This is a genomic window from Burkholderia mycopellens, assembly GCF_964265025.1.
In the GTDB taxonomy this organism is placed as follows: Bacteria; Pseudomonadota; Gammaproteobacteria; order Burkholderiales; family Burkholderiaceae; genus Burkholderia.
This window is the reverse complement of record NZ_OZ183802.1, coordinates 3,693,966-3,709,530: the sequence shown is the minus strand read 5'-3', so window position 1 is coordinate 3,709,530 and position 15,565 is coordinate 3,693,966. Positions and strand designations below refer to the sequence as shown.

The following is a 15,565-nucleotide window of genomic DNA, read 5'->3' as shown; positions in this document are numbered from 1 at the left end:
GATGGAACAGTGCGCGCGACGCGCGCGGGCGGACGGAGGTCCGCGGATCTCAGGCGGGCAGGCGTCGAGCGATGCCTGCGCCGCCGGAATGCAGGGCGATCAGTGGCCGGTCTTCAATTGGGCCCACAGGCGGTTCTGGAGGCGCAGGATGTCGGCCGGCATCGGCTTCATCAGCACCATCTTCTTCAGCACGTCTTCAGGCGGGTAGACGGTCGGGTCCTGCGCGACGGCCGGCGTGACGAACTGGTGCGCGGCCTTGTTCGCGGTCGGGTAGAACACCGTGTTGGTGATCGCCGCGTTGACCTTCGGATCGGAAATGTAGTTGATCCACTTCAGCGCGGCCTCGGGGTGCGGTGCATCCTTCGGGATCACCATCACGTCGAACCACAGCAGGCCGCCTTCCTTCGGGTTCGAGAACTTGATGTCGTACGAACGCTTCGCTTCGGCCGAGCGGCGATGCGCGATGCCGACGTCGCCCGACCAGCCGAGCGCGACGCACACGTCGTTGTTCGCGAGGTCGTTGATGTAGCCGGACGAGTTGAACTGGGTGATGTACGGGCGGACTTTCTTCAGGACTTCGAATGCAGCCTGGTAGTCGCCGGGGTTCTTGCTGTTCGGATCCTTGCCCATGTACTGCAGCGTGGCGGCGAACACGTCGACGGCCTGGTCGAGGAACGACACGCCGCAGCCCTTCAGCTTCTCCATGTTCGCCGGGTCGAATACCAGCGCCCAGCTGTCGACCGGCGCCTTGTCGCCGAGCGCCTTCTTCACCGCCTGCGCGTTGTAGCCGATGCCGTCCGTGCCGTAGGCCCAGGGCACGCCGTACTGGTTGCCCGGATCGGCATCCGAGATCATCTTCATCAGCAGCGGGTCGAGGTTCGCGAGGTTCGGCAGCTTCGACTTGTCGAGCTTCTGGTACACGCCGGCCTGGATCTGCTTGGCCATGTAGTTCGACGTCGGCACGACGATGTCGTAGCCCGAACTGCCGGCAAGCAGCTTCGCCTGAAGCGTGTCGTCGCTGTCGTAGTTGTCGTACTTGACGTGGATGCCCGTCTGCTTCTGGAAGTTCGGGATCGTGTCCGGTGCGATGTAGTCGGACCAGTTGTAGACATTCAGCTCTTCGGCATGCGCCGACGGGCTGGCGATCGACGTGAATGCTGCCGCGGCGGCAAGGGCGGCAACGGAGCAGGCTTGGCGAAGAAAGCAGGCACGCATGGTGGAGTTCCCCTGGTTATGGCGACGTGCGGCGCCCGCCGCACGCCTGTAGGCAAAACCGTTACGAAATACCCAGTTGCTGGGCGGTTGCATCGACTGCTTTTTTCGCCTTCGATACGAGTTCATCAATTTCCGGACGCGAGATCACGAGCGGCGGCGACAGCAGCATCCGGTCGCCGGTCGCACGCATGATCAGGTTGCCGTTGAAGCAGAAGTCGCGGCAGATCGTGCCGACGTCGCCGCCGTTCGCGAAGCGGCGGCGTTCGGCCGGCGCCTCGGCGAGTTGCAGGCTCGCGACGAGGCCGTGGCCGTGCACTTCGCCGACGATCGGGTGACGCGCGAAGGTTTCGCGCATCAGCGCCTGGAAGTACGGGCCCGTGTCGTTCTTCACGCGCTCGACGATCCCTTCGTCGCGCAGCAGCTTCAGGTTCGCGACCGCGACGGCCGCTGCAACCGGGTGCCCCGAGTATGTGAGGCCGTGGTTGAATTCGCCGTTGTCGATGATCGGGCGCGCCACGCGCTCGTGAATGCCGACGGCGCCCATCGGCACGTAGCCCGACGTGAGGCCCTTCGCCATCGTGATCAGATCGGGCTCGAAGCCGAAATGCTGGTGTGCGAACCATTCGCCGGTGCGGCCGAAGCCGCCGATCACTTCGTCGGCCACCAGCAGGATGTCGTACTTGCGGCAGATCCGCTGGATTTCAGGCCAGTACGTCGACGGCGGGAAAATCACGCCGCCCGCGCCCTGGAACGGCTCGCCGATGAACGCGGCGACGTTCTCCGCGCCGAGTTCGAGGATCTTCGCTTCGAGCTGCTGCGCGCGGGCCAGGCCGAACGCTTCCGGCGTTTCACCGGCCGCTGCTTCGCCGAAGAAATACGGCTGGTCGATATGCACGATGTGCTCGACCTTCGACGGCATCTGCTCGTGCATGTAGCCCATCCCGCCGAGCGTGCCGCCGGCGATCGTCGAGCCGTGATAGCCGTTCTTGCGCGAGATCACATATTTCTTCTGCGGCTGGCCTTGCACGCGCCAGTACTGGTGCACGAGGCGCAGCACGGTGTCGTTGCCTTCCGAGCCGCTGTTGCAATAGAAGAAGTGGTTGAAGCCGGCGGGCGTGACTTCCGCGAGCATCGCGGAAAGCTCGATTACCGGCGGGTGCGTGGTCTTGAAGAACGTGTTGTAGAACGGCAGTTCCTGGATTTGGCGATACGCGGCGTCGGCGAGTTCCTTGCGGCCGTAGCCGACGTTCACGCACCACAGGCCGGCCATCCCGTCGATGACCTTGTTGCCGTCCGAGTCCCACAGGTAGACGCCGTCGGCCTTCACGATCACGCGGCTGCCCGCGCGGTTCAACGCGCCCATGTCCGAGAACGGGTGGATGTGGTGCGCGGCATCGAGCGCGCGGTATTCGGCGGTCGTGCGTGCCTGCGTCGCGCGGGGCGCTGCGGCCGTGGCGCTCGGCGCGGCCGGCTGGATCCAGGCAGAGTCGTTGCGGTAAGTCATGTTTCCTCCGTGATTCCGTATTCGGTTGTGTGCACGCTCAGACGTGCAGCAGCAGATGGCGGCGTTCCCACGAGCTGATCACGCGGAAGAACGCTTCGTATTCGGTTTCCTTCAGCGCGAAATACGCCTTCAGGAACTTGTGGCCGAGGATCTCGCCGAGCGGCTCGCAGGCGGCCATCAGCGTCAGCCCTTCCTCGAGGTTGCGCGGCAACTGGTACGGCAGTTCGTAGCCGTCGCTGACGAGCGGCTCGGTCGGCTCCAGGCGCTGCGTCATGCCGAGATAGCCGGCCGCGAGCGTCGCGGCGAGCGCGAGGTACGGGTTGCAGTCGACGCCCGGAATGCGGTTCTCGATCCGGCGCGCGGACGGGCCCGAGTGCGGGATGCGGAAGCCGACCGTGCGGTTGTCGTAGCCCCACTGCACGTTGATCGGCGCGGCCATGAAGCGCGACAGGCGGCGATACGAGTTGATGTACGGTGCGAAGATCGGCATCAGTGCCGGCGTGTACTTCTGCAGCCCCGCGAGGTAGTTGTAGAACATCGACGTCGCGCCGCCGGTTTCCGGCGACGTGAACAGGTTCTGGCCCGTTTCCTCGTCGACGATGCTCTGGTGCACGTGCATCGCCGAACCCGGCTCGTCTTCCATCGGCTTGGCCATGAACGTCGCGTACATGTTGTGACGCAGCGCGGCCTCGCGCACGGTGCGCTTGAACAGGAACACCTGGTCGGCCAGCGACAGCGCGTCGCCGTGCATGAAGTTGATCTCCATCTGCGCGGCGCCGACCTCGTGGATCAGCGTGTCGATGTCGAGGTTCTGTGCTTCGCAGTACTCGTAGATGTCCTCGAACAGCGGATCGAACTCGTTGACGGCCTCGATCGAATACGACTGGCGGCCCGTTTCGGGGCGGCCCGTGCGGCCCACCGGCGGGCGCAGCGGCAGGTCGGGGTCCTTGTTCATGTCGACCAGGTAGAACTCGAGCTCCGGTGCGACGACGGGCTTCCAGCCCTTCGCCTTGTACAGCTCGAGCACGCGGCGCAGCACGTAGCGCGGCGAGATCTCGACCGGCGAGCCGTCGAAGTGCACACAGTCGTGGATCACCTGCGCGGTCGGGTCGACGGCCCACGGGATCAGGCGGATCGTCGACTCGTCGGGCACGCACACCATGTCGGGGTCGGTCACGCCGGTCAGCGAGCCGTCTTCCGGATATTCGCCGGTGACGGTCTGCACCATCACGGCCTGCGGCAGCCGCATCGATTCGCCGGACGTGAACTTGTTGCGCGGCGTGATCTTGCCGCGCGCGATGCCGGCCATGTCGGGAATGATCGCCTCGACTTCGGTGATCCGGTGTTGCTTCAGAAAACTTTCGATGTCTTGCATGTCTGTTCTCGTTGGTTTGGTCGGCGCGCTCAGGCGAGCGCGGCGGCGGCCATGGCACGCGTGCGGGCAGCGCGGCGGGCGCGGCAGGCATCGCCGAAGGCGCGGAAGATCGCGCTCGACAGCGGGTCCTGCGCATGGCGCCATTCCGGATGCCACTGCACGGCGAGGGCGAAAGCCGGTGCATCGACGACGCTCACGGCTTCGATCAGGCCGTCCGGCGCGACGGCCTCGACGGCGAGGCCGGCGCCGAGCTGGGCGATGCCCTGCTTGTGCAGCGAGTTCACCTGCACGTCGTCGCGGCCGCCGGCGAGCGCGTGCAGCTTGCCGCCGGGCGTCAGGCGCACGACGTGCGCGGGGCCGTATTGCGTGTCCATCGGCGCATCGTCGTCCTCGCGGTGATCGGCGAGGCCCGGCACTTCATGCACGCGCTGGTGCAGCGTGCCGCCGCAGGCGACGTTCAGTTCCTGGAAGCCGCGGCAGACGGCCAGCACGGGCACGCCCGCGGCGATCGCCGCGCGCAGCAGCGGCAGCGTGGTCGCGTCGCGGGCCGGGTCGTGCTTCGTGCCCGGTGCGCTCGGTTCGCCGCCGTACAGGTGTGGCTCGACGTTCGAGTAGCTGCCGGTAAACAGCAGGCCGTCGACCGCGTCGAGTACGTCGTCGACCGACTGGCGCTCGCCGAGCGCGGGCAGCACCATGGCGAACGCCTGCGCGCCGTCGACGATCGCGGCGACATACTTGTCGCCGACCGTGTGCGATGCGTGTGTGCCGATTTGCGTATGGTCGGCGGTGAGGCCGACGAGGGGTTTCCTTCTATCCATGACGTCAATCAGTTATCCGGAGGGTTGTTGCGTCTTGCTTGCCGGATGGAGCGAAACGCCGGCGTGCAACAGCCCCGCAGCCTTGCGTGAGACGCAGGGCCGCTGGTGAATGGGCGCAACGGGATGGCGTGGCGATCCGCGCTGCGCGCGACGATCAGGCCGTCGTTCGTTTCATTGCGAGACGCGACGCGGCAACGAATGCGCGAACGCGTTCCGTCACCGCACGGACGATGCGGTTGACGAATCAGCAGACGAAACGAACGACGTAAAGAAGGGAGAGGCGCTACGGCAACAGCGACGCCACTTCGTCCGTATCGACGGCGACGAATGCGCGTGCGGAAACGGCGTTGTGACGCCGAACGGAACGACGGGACAGGATGGTGTAGATCGACAGGTGAAGCAGGCGAGGACTATGCCAGCCGCAACTGCCGTCGTCGGAAGCGGACGCCGCGCTGCGCAAACTTCGCACATCGCCTCGATCCCACCTCACCAGAGGGCCACGGACTCTCACGATTACACTCGACTGGGTTGTTGAAAGTATTGAACACCTGACCGTTTCGACGCGCTGGGCGTTTAAAATAATCGAGGTGCCGGTTACACGTTATTTACATTGATGGGCCTCAATTTTTGCGTTGCAATAACGTTTTTTGCTGCCCATGAAAGCGTGATGACGCTAACCTGAGAGCCAGCATATACGAGCCAAAAACGGCGTCAAATGTTTTTTAACGGTGCTGCATCAGGGCTTTCCCGAGCAGTGCGAACAAAAGATTCGCAAACGGAATAATGTGCGAGGTGTTCATTATTTCGAACGCCTTTCAGGGTTTTCCCCGCTAATGCTCGGCATAAAGTGATTAGAATATTCAACGGCTGTCCACCGCGTCGTTTCACTTTGCCATCGCACATACCGTGTCCGAAACCGAATCGATGTCCACCGAAGTCGCCGAGCGCCTGCGTTTCGTGCGCAACAAGCAAGGCCTGTCGCAGCGCGAACTCGCGAAGCGGGCCGGCGTGACCAACGGCACGATCTCGCTGATCGAACAGGGCCGCGTGAGCCCGTCGGTCGGCTCGCTGAAGAAGCTGCTCGAATGCATCCCGATGAGCCTCGCGGAATTCTTCACGTTCGAGCTCGTCGAATCGCGTTCGGTCGTGTCGCGTCGCGACGAGATGCCGAACCTCGGCAACGACACGCTCGCGTTTCACCTGGTCGGCGCGAGCATGAAGGACCGCAATATGTGCATCCTGCGCGAGGTCTACCAGCCGCAGGCCGACACAGGGCCCGAGATGCTCGTGCACGCAGGGCACGAGGGCGGGGTCGTCGTGTCGGGCCGGCTCGAGCTGACCGTCGACGGCGCGACGTGGCTGCTCGACCCCGGAGACGGCTACTACTTCGAAAGCCGTTTGCCGCACCGTTTTCGCAATCCCAGCGCGGAACAGATCTGCGAGGTCGTCTCGGCCAATTCGCCGGCGACCTTCTGACCTTCGCACCGCGCGTCACTGCATTCGCTGCCGGCCGGCTGCGCGTCATGCGCAGCGGCGTGCCGCATCGCGAATGCCAAAAAACTGAGGCATCCTGATGAACAAGTTGACTTTGGCTGACTGGCAGGACAAGGCGGCGTCGCTCAAGATCGAAGGGCGCGCATTCATCGACGGCGCATCGCGCGATGCGCACGGCGGCAAGACGTTCGACTGCGTGAGCCCGATCGACGGCCGCGTGCTCGCGAAGGTCGCCGATTGCGGCGAAGCCGACGTGAACGCGGCCGTCGCCGCTGCGCGCCGCGCGTTCGACGCGGGCGTGTGGGCCGGGCTGAACCCGCGTGCGCGCAAGGCCGTGCTGCTGCGCTGGGCCGCGCTGATGCGCGAGCATCTCGACGAGCTGTCGCTGCTCGAGACGCTCGACGCCGGCAAGCCGATCGGCGACACGACGACGGTCGACGTGCCGGGCGCCGCGTACTGCGTCGAATGGTTCGCGGAAGCGATCGACAAGGTCGGCGGCGAGGTCGCGCCGGCCGATCATCATCTCGTCGGTCTCGTCACGCGCGAGCCGGTCGGCGTGGTGGCCGCCGTCGTGCCATGGAACTTCCCGATCCTGATGGCCGCGTGGAAATTCGGGCCGGCGCTCGCGGCCGGCAACAGCGTGGTGCTGAAGCCGTCGGAGAAATCGCCGCTGACCGCGATCCGTGTCGCGCAGCTCGCGTACGAGGCCGGCATTCCGGCCGGCGTGTTCAACGTCGTGCCGGGCGCGGGCGAGCCGGGCAAGCTGCTCGCGCTGCATCGCGACGTCGACTGCATCGCGTTCACGGGCTCGACTGCGGTCGGCAAGCTGATCATGCAATACGCCGCGCAGTCGAACCTGAAGCGCGCGTGGCTCGAACTCGGCGGCAAGTCGCCGAACATCGTGCTGCCCGATTGTCCCGATCTCGACCGCGCGGCGCAGGCCGCCGCCGGCGCGATCTTCTACAACATGGGCGAGATGTGCACGGCGGGTTCGCGGCTGCTCGTGCATCGCGACATCAAGGACGCGTTCATCGAGAAACTCGTCGCGGCCGCGCGCGCATACGTGCCCGGCAACCCGCTCGATCCGTCGGTGTCGATGGGCGCGATCGTCGACGGCATCCAGCTCGAGCGCGTGCTCGGCTATATCGAGGCCGGGCGCGGCGAAGGCAGGCTCGTCACGGGCGGGGCGCGCGTGAAGGAGGAAACGGGCGGCTTCTACGTGGAGCCGACGGTGTTCGAGGTGAAGCCCGATGCGAGGATCGCGCGTGAGGAGATCTTCGGGCCCGTGCTGTCGGTGATCGTGTTCGACGACGTCGACGAGGCCGTGCGGATCGCGAACGACACCGAATACGGGTTGGCCGCGGCCGTGTGGACATCGAACCTGACGACCGCGCACGACGTGTCGCGCCGGCTGCGTGCGGGCACCGTCTGGGTGAACTGCTACGACGAGGGCGGCGACATGAACTTCCCGTTCGGCGGCTACAAGCAGTCGGGCAACGGCCGCGACAAGTCGCTGCACGCGCTCGAGAAGTACACCGAGCTGAAGTCGACGCTGATCAGGCTGCGCTGACGCGAAATCGGCCGCGGGCGCAGCGCCGTGCGGCGGTGTGCCCGCGGGTCGCGTTGCGTGTGCGTTATGCGGCGCGCAGCGCGGGGTGGAAGCCGGCGGCTTCGATGATCGACTGCACGCGCTCCGCGCCTTGTGCCGATTCGACCTTGACGATCTTCGCCGCGACGTCGATGTCGAGCTTCGCGGCGGGATCGGCGGCCGTCACCGCGCGCGTGATGGCGTTGGCACAGCCGCCGCAGGTCATGTCCTGGACTTCGAATTCCATCGTGTTCTCCTGGGTTGACGATTGACAAGCATCGACAGCATGAAGCTTGCCACGGTGGGAAGGTCAAGCGCCGTCATGCGTGCTCGTGCGGTTGCGGGATGAGCGATCAGGCGGCGGGCGGGCCGCCTGCCGCCGTGCGAACGGGTGAGAAGGGGCGACCGAGGGCGGTCAGCGGTGGCTGTCGATCCAGGCGCGAGCCCATTCGAGCCCCGCTTCGCGCGCGTCGTCCTCGGTGTCGAACACGCCGAGTACGCCGGATGCCTCGACCAGCTTGTTGTTCTGCGTGATCGTGCCGCTTGCCGCGAAGCGCTCGGGCTGCAGGATTTCGTCCTGCTGCAGGATCGCGTGGCCCCAGATCTGGTAGCCGTGGTAGGTTTGCGCTTCCATTATCGAGTCACCTCCGCGGAGCGGCCGTGCGTGCCGACCTGCAGCACGTTGCCGTCCGGCGTGTATTGCCGCGGGATGTTGGAGTCATTCAGGGCGTGCTGCGCGTCGGGTGCAGCCGGCTGCATCACCGTCAGGCGTCCCGGCGCGGGCTGCGCGACGGGGCGCGGAGCGGCCGGCCTCTCGGCCGCGGTCGCGGGCGAACGATGCGAACCGGCTTTCACGGCCTGCGCGACGCGGCGCTTGTGCGGCTTCACCGCGGCTTTGGGCGTGGCATTCGCGTGCTTCTCCGCGCTCTTGACGGCGCGCGCGTCGGCGCCCGTGTGCGCGGCCGGGGTACGGGCTTCCGGCGCGTGGGCCGCCGGAAGCCGCGCCTCGGGCGGGTTCCAGACCTCGACGTAATGCTCGGCGGCCCAGCCCGTCGACACGAACGTCAGCGCCAGCACACCGCATCCAATCAGTCTTACCATTGTCTCTCCGTCATATTCCTTGCGACCCGCGTTCGGCCGGCCGTGCATGCGCATTCGGGGCAGCGGCTCAGGAGAACACCTCGAGCCCGTGCTTCTCGACGATCTGGAGCATCCGGGCCGCGATGCCGCTCGGCCGCTTGTCGCCCTGTTCCCATTGGCGGATCGTCGACGTCGTCGTGTTCAGGTAGAGCGCGAACACGCTCTGGCTGACGTTGACGGATTTGCGGATGCGGGCGATCGCTTGCGGATCGAACTGCGGGGCGGCTTCGATGCAGAGATTGTCGTATTCGCGCATCGTTTTCTTGTCGATCAGGTTTGCGCGATAGAGGCCCGACGCGGCGCTGTGGATCGCCTCCGTTGCGTCGCTCTTGAATCGACTCTTAGCCATTGCAAATCTCCACCAGCTCTTTCAGTGCGATCAGCGTCGCGATATCGGCGTCGGTGCGGCGCCCGACATCCGCGGCGAGCTTTCTGAAGGCGCGCAGTTCGCGTTCGTCGATGTCGTCCCTGTCGCGTTTTGCGAACAGGAACACGAAAACCCACGCCTGCCCGACCTTGCTCAGCACGATCCCGCGCTGCCGATTCCCGTCCAGGCGCTTTTTCCAGACGTTGCCGCCGAGCTCGACGCCCTGGCCGCGCGCCAGTTCCCGCGCGGCGCGGCAGAGTTCGGCATCGGCGATTCCTGCTTTTCTGGCTGCCTTGTGAAACCACTTCGTCTTGAAGACGCGTCGTACGGAGGCAGGCATGTCGGACCGGTCGAGTTAGCACAGGATTATATACCACTACGTGGTACATATTTCGACCTGGCCGAATGGCCTGCTGCCCGCCGATACGCGGTCGGGACGGTCCGGCAAGGACCATCCCGGTCGTCCCGCGTTACTCCACCGTCACCGATTTCGCGAGGTTCCGCGGCTTGTCGACGTCGGTGCCGCGCGCGCATGCGGTGTGATACGCGAGCAATTGCAGCGGCACGACGTGCAGGATCGGCGACAGCTGCCCGTAGTGTTCCGGCATCCGGATCACGTGCAGGCCGTCGTCGTTGACGATCTGCGTGTCCGCATCGGCGAACACGTACAGTTCGCCGCCGCGCGCACGCACTTCCTGCATGTTCGACTTCAGCTTCTCGAGCAGCGTGTCGTTCGGCGCGACCGTGACGACCGGCATCGCTTCCGTGACGAGCGCGAGCGGCCCGTGCTTCAGTTCGCCGGCCGGATAGGCCTCGGCGTGGATGTACGAGATTTCCTTCAGCTTCAGCGCGCCTTCGAGCGCGATCGGGTAGTGCAGCCCGCGGCCGAGGAACAGCGCGTTTTCCTTGCGTGCGAATTCCTCCGACCACGCGATGATCTGCGGCTCCAGCGCGAGCACGCTGTTCAGCGCGGCCGGCAGGTGGCGCAACTGCTTCAGGAATTCGGCTTCCTGAGCGGCATCGACGTGCCCGCGCAGCTTGCCGAGCGTGGCCGCGAGTACGAACAGCGCGACGAGTTGCGTCGTGAACGCCTTCGTCGACGCGACGCCGATCTCGGTGCCCGCGTGCGTCAGGAACTGCATTTCGGTGAGGCGCACCATCGCGCTCGTCGCGACGTTGCAGACGGCCAGCGTGTGCGTGTGGCCGAGCGACTGCGCGTGCTTGAGCGCGGCGAGCGTGTCGGCCGTCTCGCCCGACTGCGAGATCACCAGCACGAGCTGGCGCGGGTTCGGCACCGATTCGCGGTAGCGGTATTCGCTCGCGATCTCGACCTGCGTCGGGATCTTCGCGATCGATTCGAGCCAGTATTTCGCGGTGAGGCCCGAGTAGTAGCTCGTGCCGCACGCGAGGATCAGCAGGCTGTCGATATCCGCGAAGGCGGCGGGCGCGGCGTCGCCGAACAGCGTTGCGTCGAAGGTTTCGGTTTGCGGCACGGTGTCGCTGATCGCGCGCGGCTGCTCGAAGATTTCCTTCTGCATGAAGTGGCGATACGGCCCGAGTTCGACCGCGCCGCCGTAGGCGCTCACCACGCGGATCTCGCGCTGCACGAGCGCGCCGTTCCGGTCGACGATCTTCACGCCGTCGAGCGACAACTCGCACACGTCGCCTTCCTCGAGGAACGTGAAGCGGTCGGTGCTGCCCGCGAGCGCGAGCGCGTCGGACGCGAGGAAGTTCTCGCCGTCGCCGTGGCCGACCACGAGCGGCGAACCCTGGCGCGCGCCGACGACGGTGTGCGGCTGGTCCTTGTGGATCACGGCGATCGCATACGCGCCGTGCAGCTGCCCCACCGCTTCGCGCACCGCGTCGAACAGGTTGCCGCGATACAGGCTGTGCACGAGGTGGGCGATCACTTCGGTGTCGGTCTGCGACACGAATTCGTAGCCCTTCGCGCGCAGCGCTTCGCGCAGCGATTCGAAGTTCTCGATGATGCCGTTGTGGACGAGCGCCAGCGCGTTCGACGAGAAGATCGGGTGCGCGTTGTGCGTGACGGGCGCGCCGTGCGTCGCCCAGCGCGTATGCGCGACGCCGGTGGTGCCTTCGAGGTGCGATTCGCGCACCTGCGCGTCGAGATCGGCGACGCGCGCGACGCTGCGCGCGCGCTTCGGTGCGCCCGGCTCGAGCACGGCGACGCCGCACGAGTCGTAGCCACGGTATTCGAGGCGCCGCAATCCTTCGATCAGCACCGGAACGATATTACGCTGCGCAACTGCGCCGACAATGCCGCACATGAATGAGTGAGTCCTGTAAGTCGACGCGGACGCCGCCGGGCGCCCGCAAAAAGGTTCAGCTTTTCTTCTTGACCGGGCGGACGTAGCCGCTCTTCGCGGTCTGGGTCTTCTCGTTCAACGCGAGCAGGCCGTCGGCCACGTCCTTCCAGATCGTCGTGCCGGCGGCGATCGTCACGCCGCGGCCGACGCGCACGGGCGCGACGAGCTGCGTATCGGAGCCGACGAACACGTCGTCCTCGATCACGGTGCGGAACTTGTTCGCGCCGTCGTAGTTGCAGGTGATCGTGCCCGCGCCGATGTTCACGCGTGCGCCGATGTCGGCGTCGCCGATGTACGTGAGGTGGTTTGCCTTCGAGCCGTGGCCGATCACCGCGTTCTTCACCTCGACGAAGTTGCCGACGTGCGCTTCGTCCGCGAGTTGCGTGCCGGGGCGCAGCCGCGCGTACGGGCCGATCACGGTGTGCGCGCCGAGCTCGGCGCCGTCGATGTGCGTGAATGCGTCGATGCGCGTGCCTGCGCCGACCGACGCGTTGCGGATCACGCAGTTCGCGCCGATCGTCACGTTGTCGGCGAGCGTCACGTTGCCTTCGAACACGCAGTTCACGTCGATCGACACGTCGCGGCCGCAGCGCAGCGTGCCGCGCACGTCGACGCGCGCCGGATCGGCGAGCGTGACGCCGTCGACGAGCAGCGCGTCGGCGATATTGCGCTGGTGGATGCGTTCGAGCTCGGCGAGCTGCGCCTTGCTGTTCACGCCGAGCGTTTCCCATTCCTCGTCGGGCTGCGCGGTGACGACCTCGAAACCGGCCTCGATCGCGAGTTCGACGACGTCGGTCAGGTAGTACTCGCCCTGCGCGTTCTCGTTCTTCAGCGCGCCGAGCCACATCGACAGCTGGGCCGTGGGCGTGACGATGATGCCGGTGTTGATCTCGGCGATCTTCAGTTGTTCGGGCGACGCGTCCTTCTGTTCGACGATGCGCGTGACGAAGCCGGCCGCGTCGCGCACGATGCGGCCGTAGCCGGTCGGATCGTCGAGCGTGACCGTCAGGATCCCGTAGCGGCCTTCGCGCGCGGCGTCGACGAGGCGTTGCAGCGTCGATGCGCGGGTGAGCGGCACGTCGCCGTACAGCACGAGCGTCGGTTGCGCGGGATCGAGGAGCGGCAGCGCCTGGCGCACCGCGTGGCCGGTGCCGAGCTGCTCGGCCTGCACCGCGAACTGGACGTCGGGTGCGGCGACGGCGGCCTGGACCTGCTCGCCGCCATGACCGACGACGACGACGAGCCGGGACGGCTGCAGCGTGCGCGCGGTGTCGATGACGTGGGAGAGGAGCGGCCTGCGGGCCAGGGGATGAAGCACTTTCGGCAGCGCGGAACGCATGCGCTTGCCGGTGCCTGCCGCCAAAATCACGATATTCATGGCGCCAGCTTGTCAGAGGAGTTCGAAGCCGTCCATTTTAGCATGCGGCCCCCGCCGTTCCGGGCCTGTCGCGGCGGGGCGACAGCGCCGGAAAGCGGCGTTGCGGCCCCGTTCCGGCAGGTGTTCGGGCCCTGCTTACAGGTCGTCGAACTGGACGATCGAGATCGGCCGGGCGCCACCCGGCGCGGCGCTGTCGTCGCCCGACGCGCACGGTTCCTCGTCGAACGCGATGTCGCCTTGCGGGTCGGCAACGCCTGTCGCGCGCAGCGACTGGAACGGGTACAGCGTCGTGTCCATCAGGTGCGACGGAACGACCTTCGCGAGCGCGTTGAACATGTTGTCGACGCGGCCCGGGAAGCGCTTGTCCCATTCGCGGATCAGCGCCTTCATTTCCGCGCGCTTCAGGTTCGGCTGGCTGCCGCACAGGTTGCACGGGATGATCGGGAATTCGCGCAGTTCCGCGTATTTCTCGAGATCGGTTTCCTTCACGTACGCGAGCGGGCGGATCACGATGTTCTTGCCGTCGTCCGACTGCAGCTTCGGCGGCATCCCCTTCAGCTTGCCGCCGTAGAACATGTTGAGCAGCAGCGTCTGCACGATGTCGTCGCGGTGGTGGCCGAGCGCGATCTTGGTCGCGCCGAGCTCGCCGGCCACGCGGTACAGGATCCCGCGGCGCAGCCGCGAGCACAGCGAGCAGGTCGTCTTGCCCTCGGGCACGAGCCGCTTCACGATGCTGTAGGTGTCCTGGTTCTCGATGTGGAACGGCACGCCGACCTGCTTCAGGTATTCCGGCAGCACGTGCTCGGGGAAGCCCGGCTGCTTCTGGTCGAGGTTCACCGCGACGATGTCGAAGTCGATCGGCGCGCGCTCGCGCAGGCGCAGCAGCACGTCGAGCATCGCGTAGCTGTCCTTGCCGCCCGACAGGCAGACCATCACCTTGTCGCCTTGCTCGATCATGTTGAAGTCGCCGATCGCCTGGCCGACCTGGCGCACGATCCGCTTGAACAGCTTGTTGTTCTCGTACGCGTCCTTCTGTTCGCGGCGCGTCAGCACCGGGCGGGCGGCCGGGGCGGCGGTCGCGTCGAGGGTGGCGGCATCGGCCGCCGTGTCATTCATGTGGGGGGCGTTCATGCGCGCTCCTCGTCCTTGATGCGAAAGACTTCGACGCCGACGGCGTCGCAGTCCGGATAAGCGTCCGGTTTCTCGGTACAGACGCGTACCGCGCGCACGGCATCGTGCGCCAGCAGGCGCGCGGCGATCGCGTCGCACAGCGTTTCCTGCAGGTGGATGTGGCCGCGCGCCAGGCATTGCGTGACGCTCTGCTTCATCAGATCGTAGTCGACGATTTCATGCAGCCGGTCGTCGACGGGGGTGGACAGCGCGAGCGGCACGAACAGGTCGACATTGATGACGACGCGCTGCTCGCCGCGCTTCTCGTGTTCGAAGGCACCGATGTTGATGTGCACTTCGTAGTCGCGCAGGTAGAGCCTGCGGCAGTCCGCGAGGCGGGGGTGCAGGAGAGCGGAAAACATGGTCGTCCCAGTCAAATTGGCGTGCGCACACGCAAAGCGGCGCGGGCGGCGGCAGTCAGGCCGCGCGATCCGCGCAGTTCATTCATTCGGGCCGGCGGCGGGCGGCACGAGGTGCTCGCCGCCGTCGACGGTTAGCGTCGCGCCGGTGACGCCCGGTGCGCTCGCGAGATAGCAGGCGGCCGCCGCGATGTCGTCCGCGTGCGGCGCGTGGCCGCGCACGAGCGCCGCGACCCGCACCTTCGGCGCGAGCGCCAGCGCCAGCGCCGACGTCGCGCGGTTCAGCGCGGCCTGCATCAGCGCGTGCGACATCTGCGCCGGCGCAGGGTGAAACAGTGCCTGATCCAGCACGTGGATCGCGCAGGCGCGCAGCGCTTCGTGCTCGCGCGCGGCGTCGGGCGTCGCATCGGCGAGCGCGCGGGCCAGCGCGAGCGGGGCCGTCACGTTGCGCGCGAGTGCGCCGGCGAGCGACGCGCCGTCTACCGTATGGGCATCGTCGGCGCCTGCGCTGGCGCTCACGAACACCGCGCACGCGGGCCGGCCGAGCGCCGCGCCGCACGCGGCGACGAGTCCGGCGGCGTCGGCTTCCAGGGCCAGATCGGCGTCGAGCACGACCGCGCGGCGGCCGAGCGCCGCAACTTCGGCGACGAGTGCGTCGGCCGCCGCATGCGGCGTGCCGTGGCTGCGCTGCAGCGCGACGTCCCAGCCGCGCCGGGCGAATCCCGTCGCGAGCGCGCGACCGATCGACGCGGCGTCGGCCGCGCTGCCCAGGGCACCTGTGACGAGCGCCACGCGCTGGGTCGACGTATCGGCTGAAACGGTCATTTACA

The 15,565-nt window shown here is 66.7% G+C and carries 17 protein-coding genes; 2 read left to right on the top strand and 15 right to left on the bottom strand.

Annotation, left to right across the window (positions count from 1 at the left end; all coding sequences use genetic code 11):
- Window positions 1-99: 99 nt before the first annotated feature.
- The 5 genes from ACPTTC_RS17285 to ACPTTC_RS17265 form a co-directional block, all read right to left on the bottom strand.
- Window positions 100-1,215 carry a polyamine ABC transporter substrate-binding protein gene (locus tag ACPTTC_RS17285; RefSeq protein ID WP_423393189.1) on the bottom strand — a complete coding sequence of 372 codons (1,116 nt, stop codon included), beginning with the start codon at window positions 1,213-1,215 and terminating at the stop codon, window positions 100-102.
- A gap of 61 nt (window positions 1,216-1,276) precedes the next feature.
- Window positions 1,277-2,719: an aspartate aminotransferase family protein gene (locus ACPTTC_RS17280; RefSeq protein WP_423393188.1), complete on the bottom strand. Its 1,443-nt coding sequence runs from the start codon at window positions 2,717-2,719 to the stop codon at window positions 1,277-1,279.
- Window positions 2,720-2,756: 37 nt separating this feature from the next.
- Window positions 2,757-4,094, bottom strand: coding sequence for a glutamine synthetase family protein (locus ACPTTC_RS17275; protein ID WP_175951338.1), 1,338 nt, complete (start codon window positions 4,092-4,094; stop codon window positions 2,757-2,759).
- Window positions 4,095-4,123: 29 nt separating this feature from the next.
- Window positions 4,124-4,912 carry a gamma-glutamyl-gamma-aminobutyrate hydrolase family protein gene (locus ACPTTC_RS17270; protein ID WP_423393187.1) on the bottom strand — a complete coding sequence of 263 codons (789 nt, stop codon included), beginning with the start codon at window positions 4,910-4,912 and terminating at the stop codon, window positions 4,124-4,126.
- A gap of 283 nt (window positions 4,913-5,195) precedes the next feature.
- Complete coding sequence (locus ACPTTC_RS17265; RefSeq protein ID WP_043184603.1) at window positions 5,196-5,381, bottom strand: hypothetical protein; 186 nt, start codon at window positions 5,379-5,381, stop codon at window positions 5,196-5,198.
- Between the two features lie 455 nt (window positions 5,382-5,836).
- Here ACPTTC_RS17265 and ACPTTC_RS17260 point away from each other — a divergent pair, with 455 nt between their 5' ends.
- On the top strand, window positions 5,837-6,388 hold the full coding sequence (locus ACPTTC_RS17260) for a cupin domain-containing protein (RefSeq protein ID WP_226198572.1): 552 nt from the start codon (window positions 5,837-5,839) through the stop codon (window positions 6,386-6,388).
- A gap of 97 nt (window positions 6,389-6,485) precedes the next feature.
- Window positions 6,486-7,976, top strand: coding sequence for an aldehyde dehydrogenase (locus ACPTTC_RS17255; RefSeq protein ID WP_423393186.1), 1,491 nt, complete (start codon window positions 6,486-6,488; stop codon window positions 7,974-7,976).
- A gap of 64 nt (window positions 7,977-8,040) precedes the next feature.
- Here the strand turns inward: ACPTTC_RS17255 and ACPTTC_RS17250 are convergent, their stop codons facing one another.
- The 10 genes from ACPTTC_RS17250 to ACPTTC_RS17205 form a co-directional block, all read right to left on the bottom strand.
- Window positions 8,041-8,241, bottom strand: a complete 201-nt coding sequence (locus ACPTTC_RS17250; RefSeq protein WP_011353438.1) for a heavy-metal-associated domain-containing protein — start codon at window positions 8,239-8,241, stop codon at window positions 8,041-8,043.
- Between the two features lie 168 nt (window positions 8,242-8,409).
- Window positions 8,410-8,628: a hypothetical protein gene (locus ACPTTC_RS17245; protein WP_021162109.1), complete on the bottom strand. Its 219-nt coding sequence runs from the start codon at window positions 8,626-8,628 to the stop codon at window positions 8,410-8,412.
- On the bottom strand, window positions 8,628-9,095 hold the full coding sequence (locus tag ACPTTC_RS17240) for a hypothetical protein (RefSeq protein ID WP_423393185.1): 468 nt from the start codon (window positions 9,093-9,095) through the stop codon (window positions 8,628-8,630). Before ACPTTC_RS17240 ends, ACPTTC_RS17245 begins: the two co-directional genes overlap by 1 nt.
- Window positions 9,096-9,162: 67 nt before the next feature.
- Window positions 9,163-9,483 (bottom strand): helix-turn-helix domain-containing protein, encoded by a 321-nt coding sequence (locus ACPTTC_RS17235; protein ID WP_175951344.1) that lies wholly within the window; start codon window positions 9,481-9,483, stop codon window positions 9,163-9,165.
- Entirely contained in the window at window positions 9,476-9,841 is a 366-nt protein-coding gene (locus ACPTTC_RS17230; RefSeq protein WP_175951345.1) for a type II toxin-antitoxin system RelE/ParE family toxin, read from the bottom strand. The genes ACPTTC_RS17235 and ACPTTC_RS17230 overlap by 8 nt, the downstream gene beginning before the upstream one ends.
- Before the next feature lie 130 nt (window positions 9,842-9,971).
- Window positions 9,972-11,789, bottom strand: coding sequence for a glutamine--fructose-6-phosphate transaminase (isomerizing) (glmS, locus tag ACPTTC_RS17225; RefSeq protein ID WP_423393184.1), 1,818 nt, complete (start codon window positions 11,787-11,789; stop codon window positions 9,972-9,974).
- A 55-nt stretch (window positions 11,790-11,844) separates the two neighbouring features.
- Window positions 11,845-13,206 carry a bifunctional UDP-N-acetylglucosamine diphosphorylase/glucosamine-1-phosphate N-acetyltransferase GlmU gene (glmU, locus tag ACPTTC_RS17220; protein WP_423393183.1) on the bottom strand — a complete coding sequence of 454 codons (1,362 nt, stop codon included), beginning with the start codon at window positions 13,204-13,206 and terminating at the stop codon, window positions 11,845-11,847.
- A 135-nt stretch (window positions 13,207-13,341) separates the two neighbouring features.
- Window positions 13,342-14,337, bottom strand: a complete 996-nt coding sequence (ttcA, locus tag ACPTTC_RS17215) for a tRNA 2-thiocytidine(32) synthetase TtcA (protein ID WP_423393182.1) — start codon at window positions 14,335-14,337, stop codon at window positions 13,342-13,344.
- Window positions 14,334-14,738 (bottom strand): dihydroneopterin aldolase, encoded by a 405-nt coding sequence (locus tag ACPTTC_RS17210; RefSeq protein ID WP_043186999.1) that lies wholly within the window; start codon window positions 14,736-14,738, stop codon window positions 14,334-14,336. The genes ttcA and ACPTTC_RS17210 overlap by 4 nt, the downstream gene beginning before the upstream one ends.
- A 78-nt stretch (window positions 14,739-14,816) precedes the next feature.
- Complete coding sequence (locus ACPTTC_RS17205; protein WP_047852306.1) at window positions 14,817-15,560, bottom strand: SDR family oxidoreductase; 744 nt, start codon at window positions 15,558-15,560, stop codon at window positions 14,817-14,819.
- Between the last annotated feature and the right edge of the window lie 5 nt (window positions 15,561-15,565).

Coding starts and splice junctions, on each gene's coding strand:
- ACPTTC_RS17250 (WP_011353438.1), bottom strand. CDS start 8,241: ATGGAATTCGAAGTCCAGGACATGACCTGCGGCGGCTGTGCCAACGCC.
- ACPTTC_RS17280 (WP_423393188.1), bottom strand. CDS start 2,719: ATGACTTACCGCAACGACTCTGCCTGGATCCAGCCGGCCGCGCCGAGC.
- ACPTTC_RS17210 (WP_043186999.1), bottom strand. CDS start 14,738: ATGTTTTCCGCTCTCCTGCACCCCCGCCTCGCGGACTGCCGCAGGCTC.
- glmU (WP_423393183.1), bottom strand. CDS start 13,206: ATGAATATCGTGATTTTGGCGGCAGGCACCGGCAAGCGCATGCGTTCC.
- ACPTTC_RS17235 (WP_175951344.1), bottom strand. CDS start 9,483: ATGGCTAAGAGTCGATTCAAGAGCGACGCAACGGAGGCGATCCACAGC.
- ACPTTC_RS17275 (WP_175951338.1), bottom strand. CDS start 4,094: ATGCAAGACATCGAAAGTTTTCTGAAGCAACACCGGATCACCGAAGTC.
- ACPTTC_RS17230 (WP_175951345.1), bottom strand. CDS start 9,841: ATGCCTGCCTCCGTACGACGCGTCTTCAAGACGAAGTGGTTTCACAAG.
- ACPTTC_RS17240 (WP_423393185.1), bottom strand. CDS start 9,095: ATGGTAAGACTGATTGGATGCGGTGTGCTGGCGCTGACGTTCGTGTCG.
- glmS (WP_423393184.1), bottom strand. CDS start 11,789: ATGTGCGGCATTGTCGGCGCAGTTGCGCAGCGTAATATCGTTCCGGTG.
- ACPTTC_RS17205 (WP_047852306.1), bottom strand. CDS start 15,560: ATGACCGTTTCAGCCGATACGTCGACCCAGCGCGTGGCGCTCGTCACA.
- ttcA (WP_423393182.1), bottom strand. CDS start 14,337: ATGAACGCCCCCCACATGAATGACACGGCGGCCGATGCCGCCACCCTC.
- ACPTTC_RS17270 (WP_423393187.1), bottom strand. CDS start 4,912: ATGGATAGAAGGAAACCCCTCGTCGGCCTCACCGCCGACCATACGCAA.
- ACPTTC_RS17255 (WP_423393186.1), top strand. CDS start 6,486: ATGAACAAGTTGACTTTGGCTGACTGGCAGGACAAGGCGGCGTCGCTC.
- ACPTTC_RS17260 (WP_226198572.1), top strand. CDS start 5,837: ATGTCCACCGAAGTCGCCGAGCGCCTGCGTTTCGTGCGCAACAAGCAA.
- ACPTTC_RS17245 (WP_021162109.1), bottom strand. CDS start 8,628: ATGGAAGCGCAAACCTACCACGGCTACCAGATCTGGGGCCACGCGATC.
- ACPTTC_RS17285 (WP_423393189.1), bottom strand. CDS start 1,215: ATGCGTGCCTGCTTTCTTCGCCAAGCCTGCTCCGTTGCCGCCCTTGCC.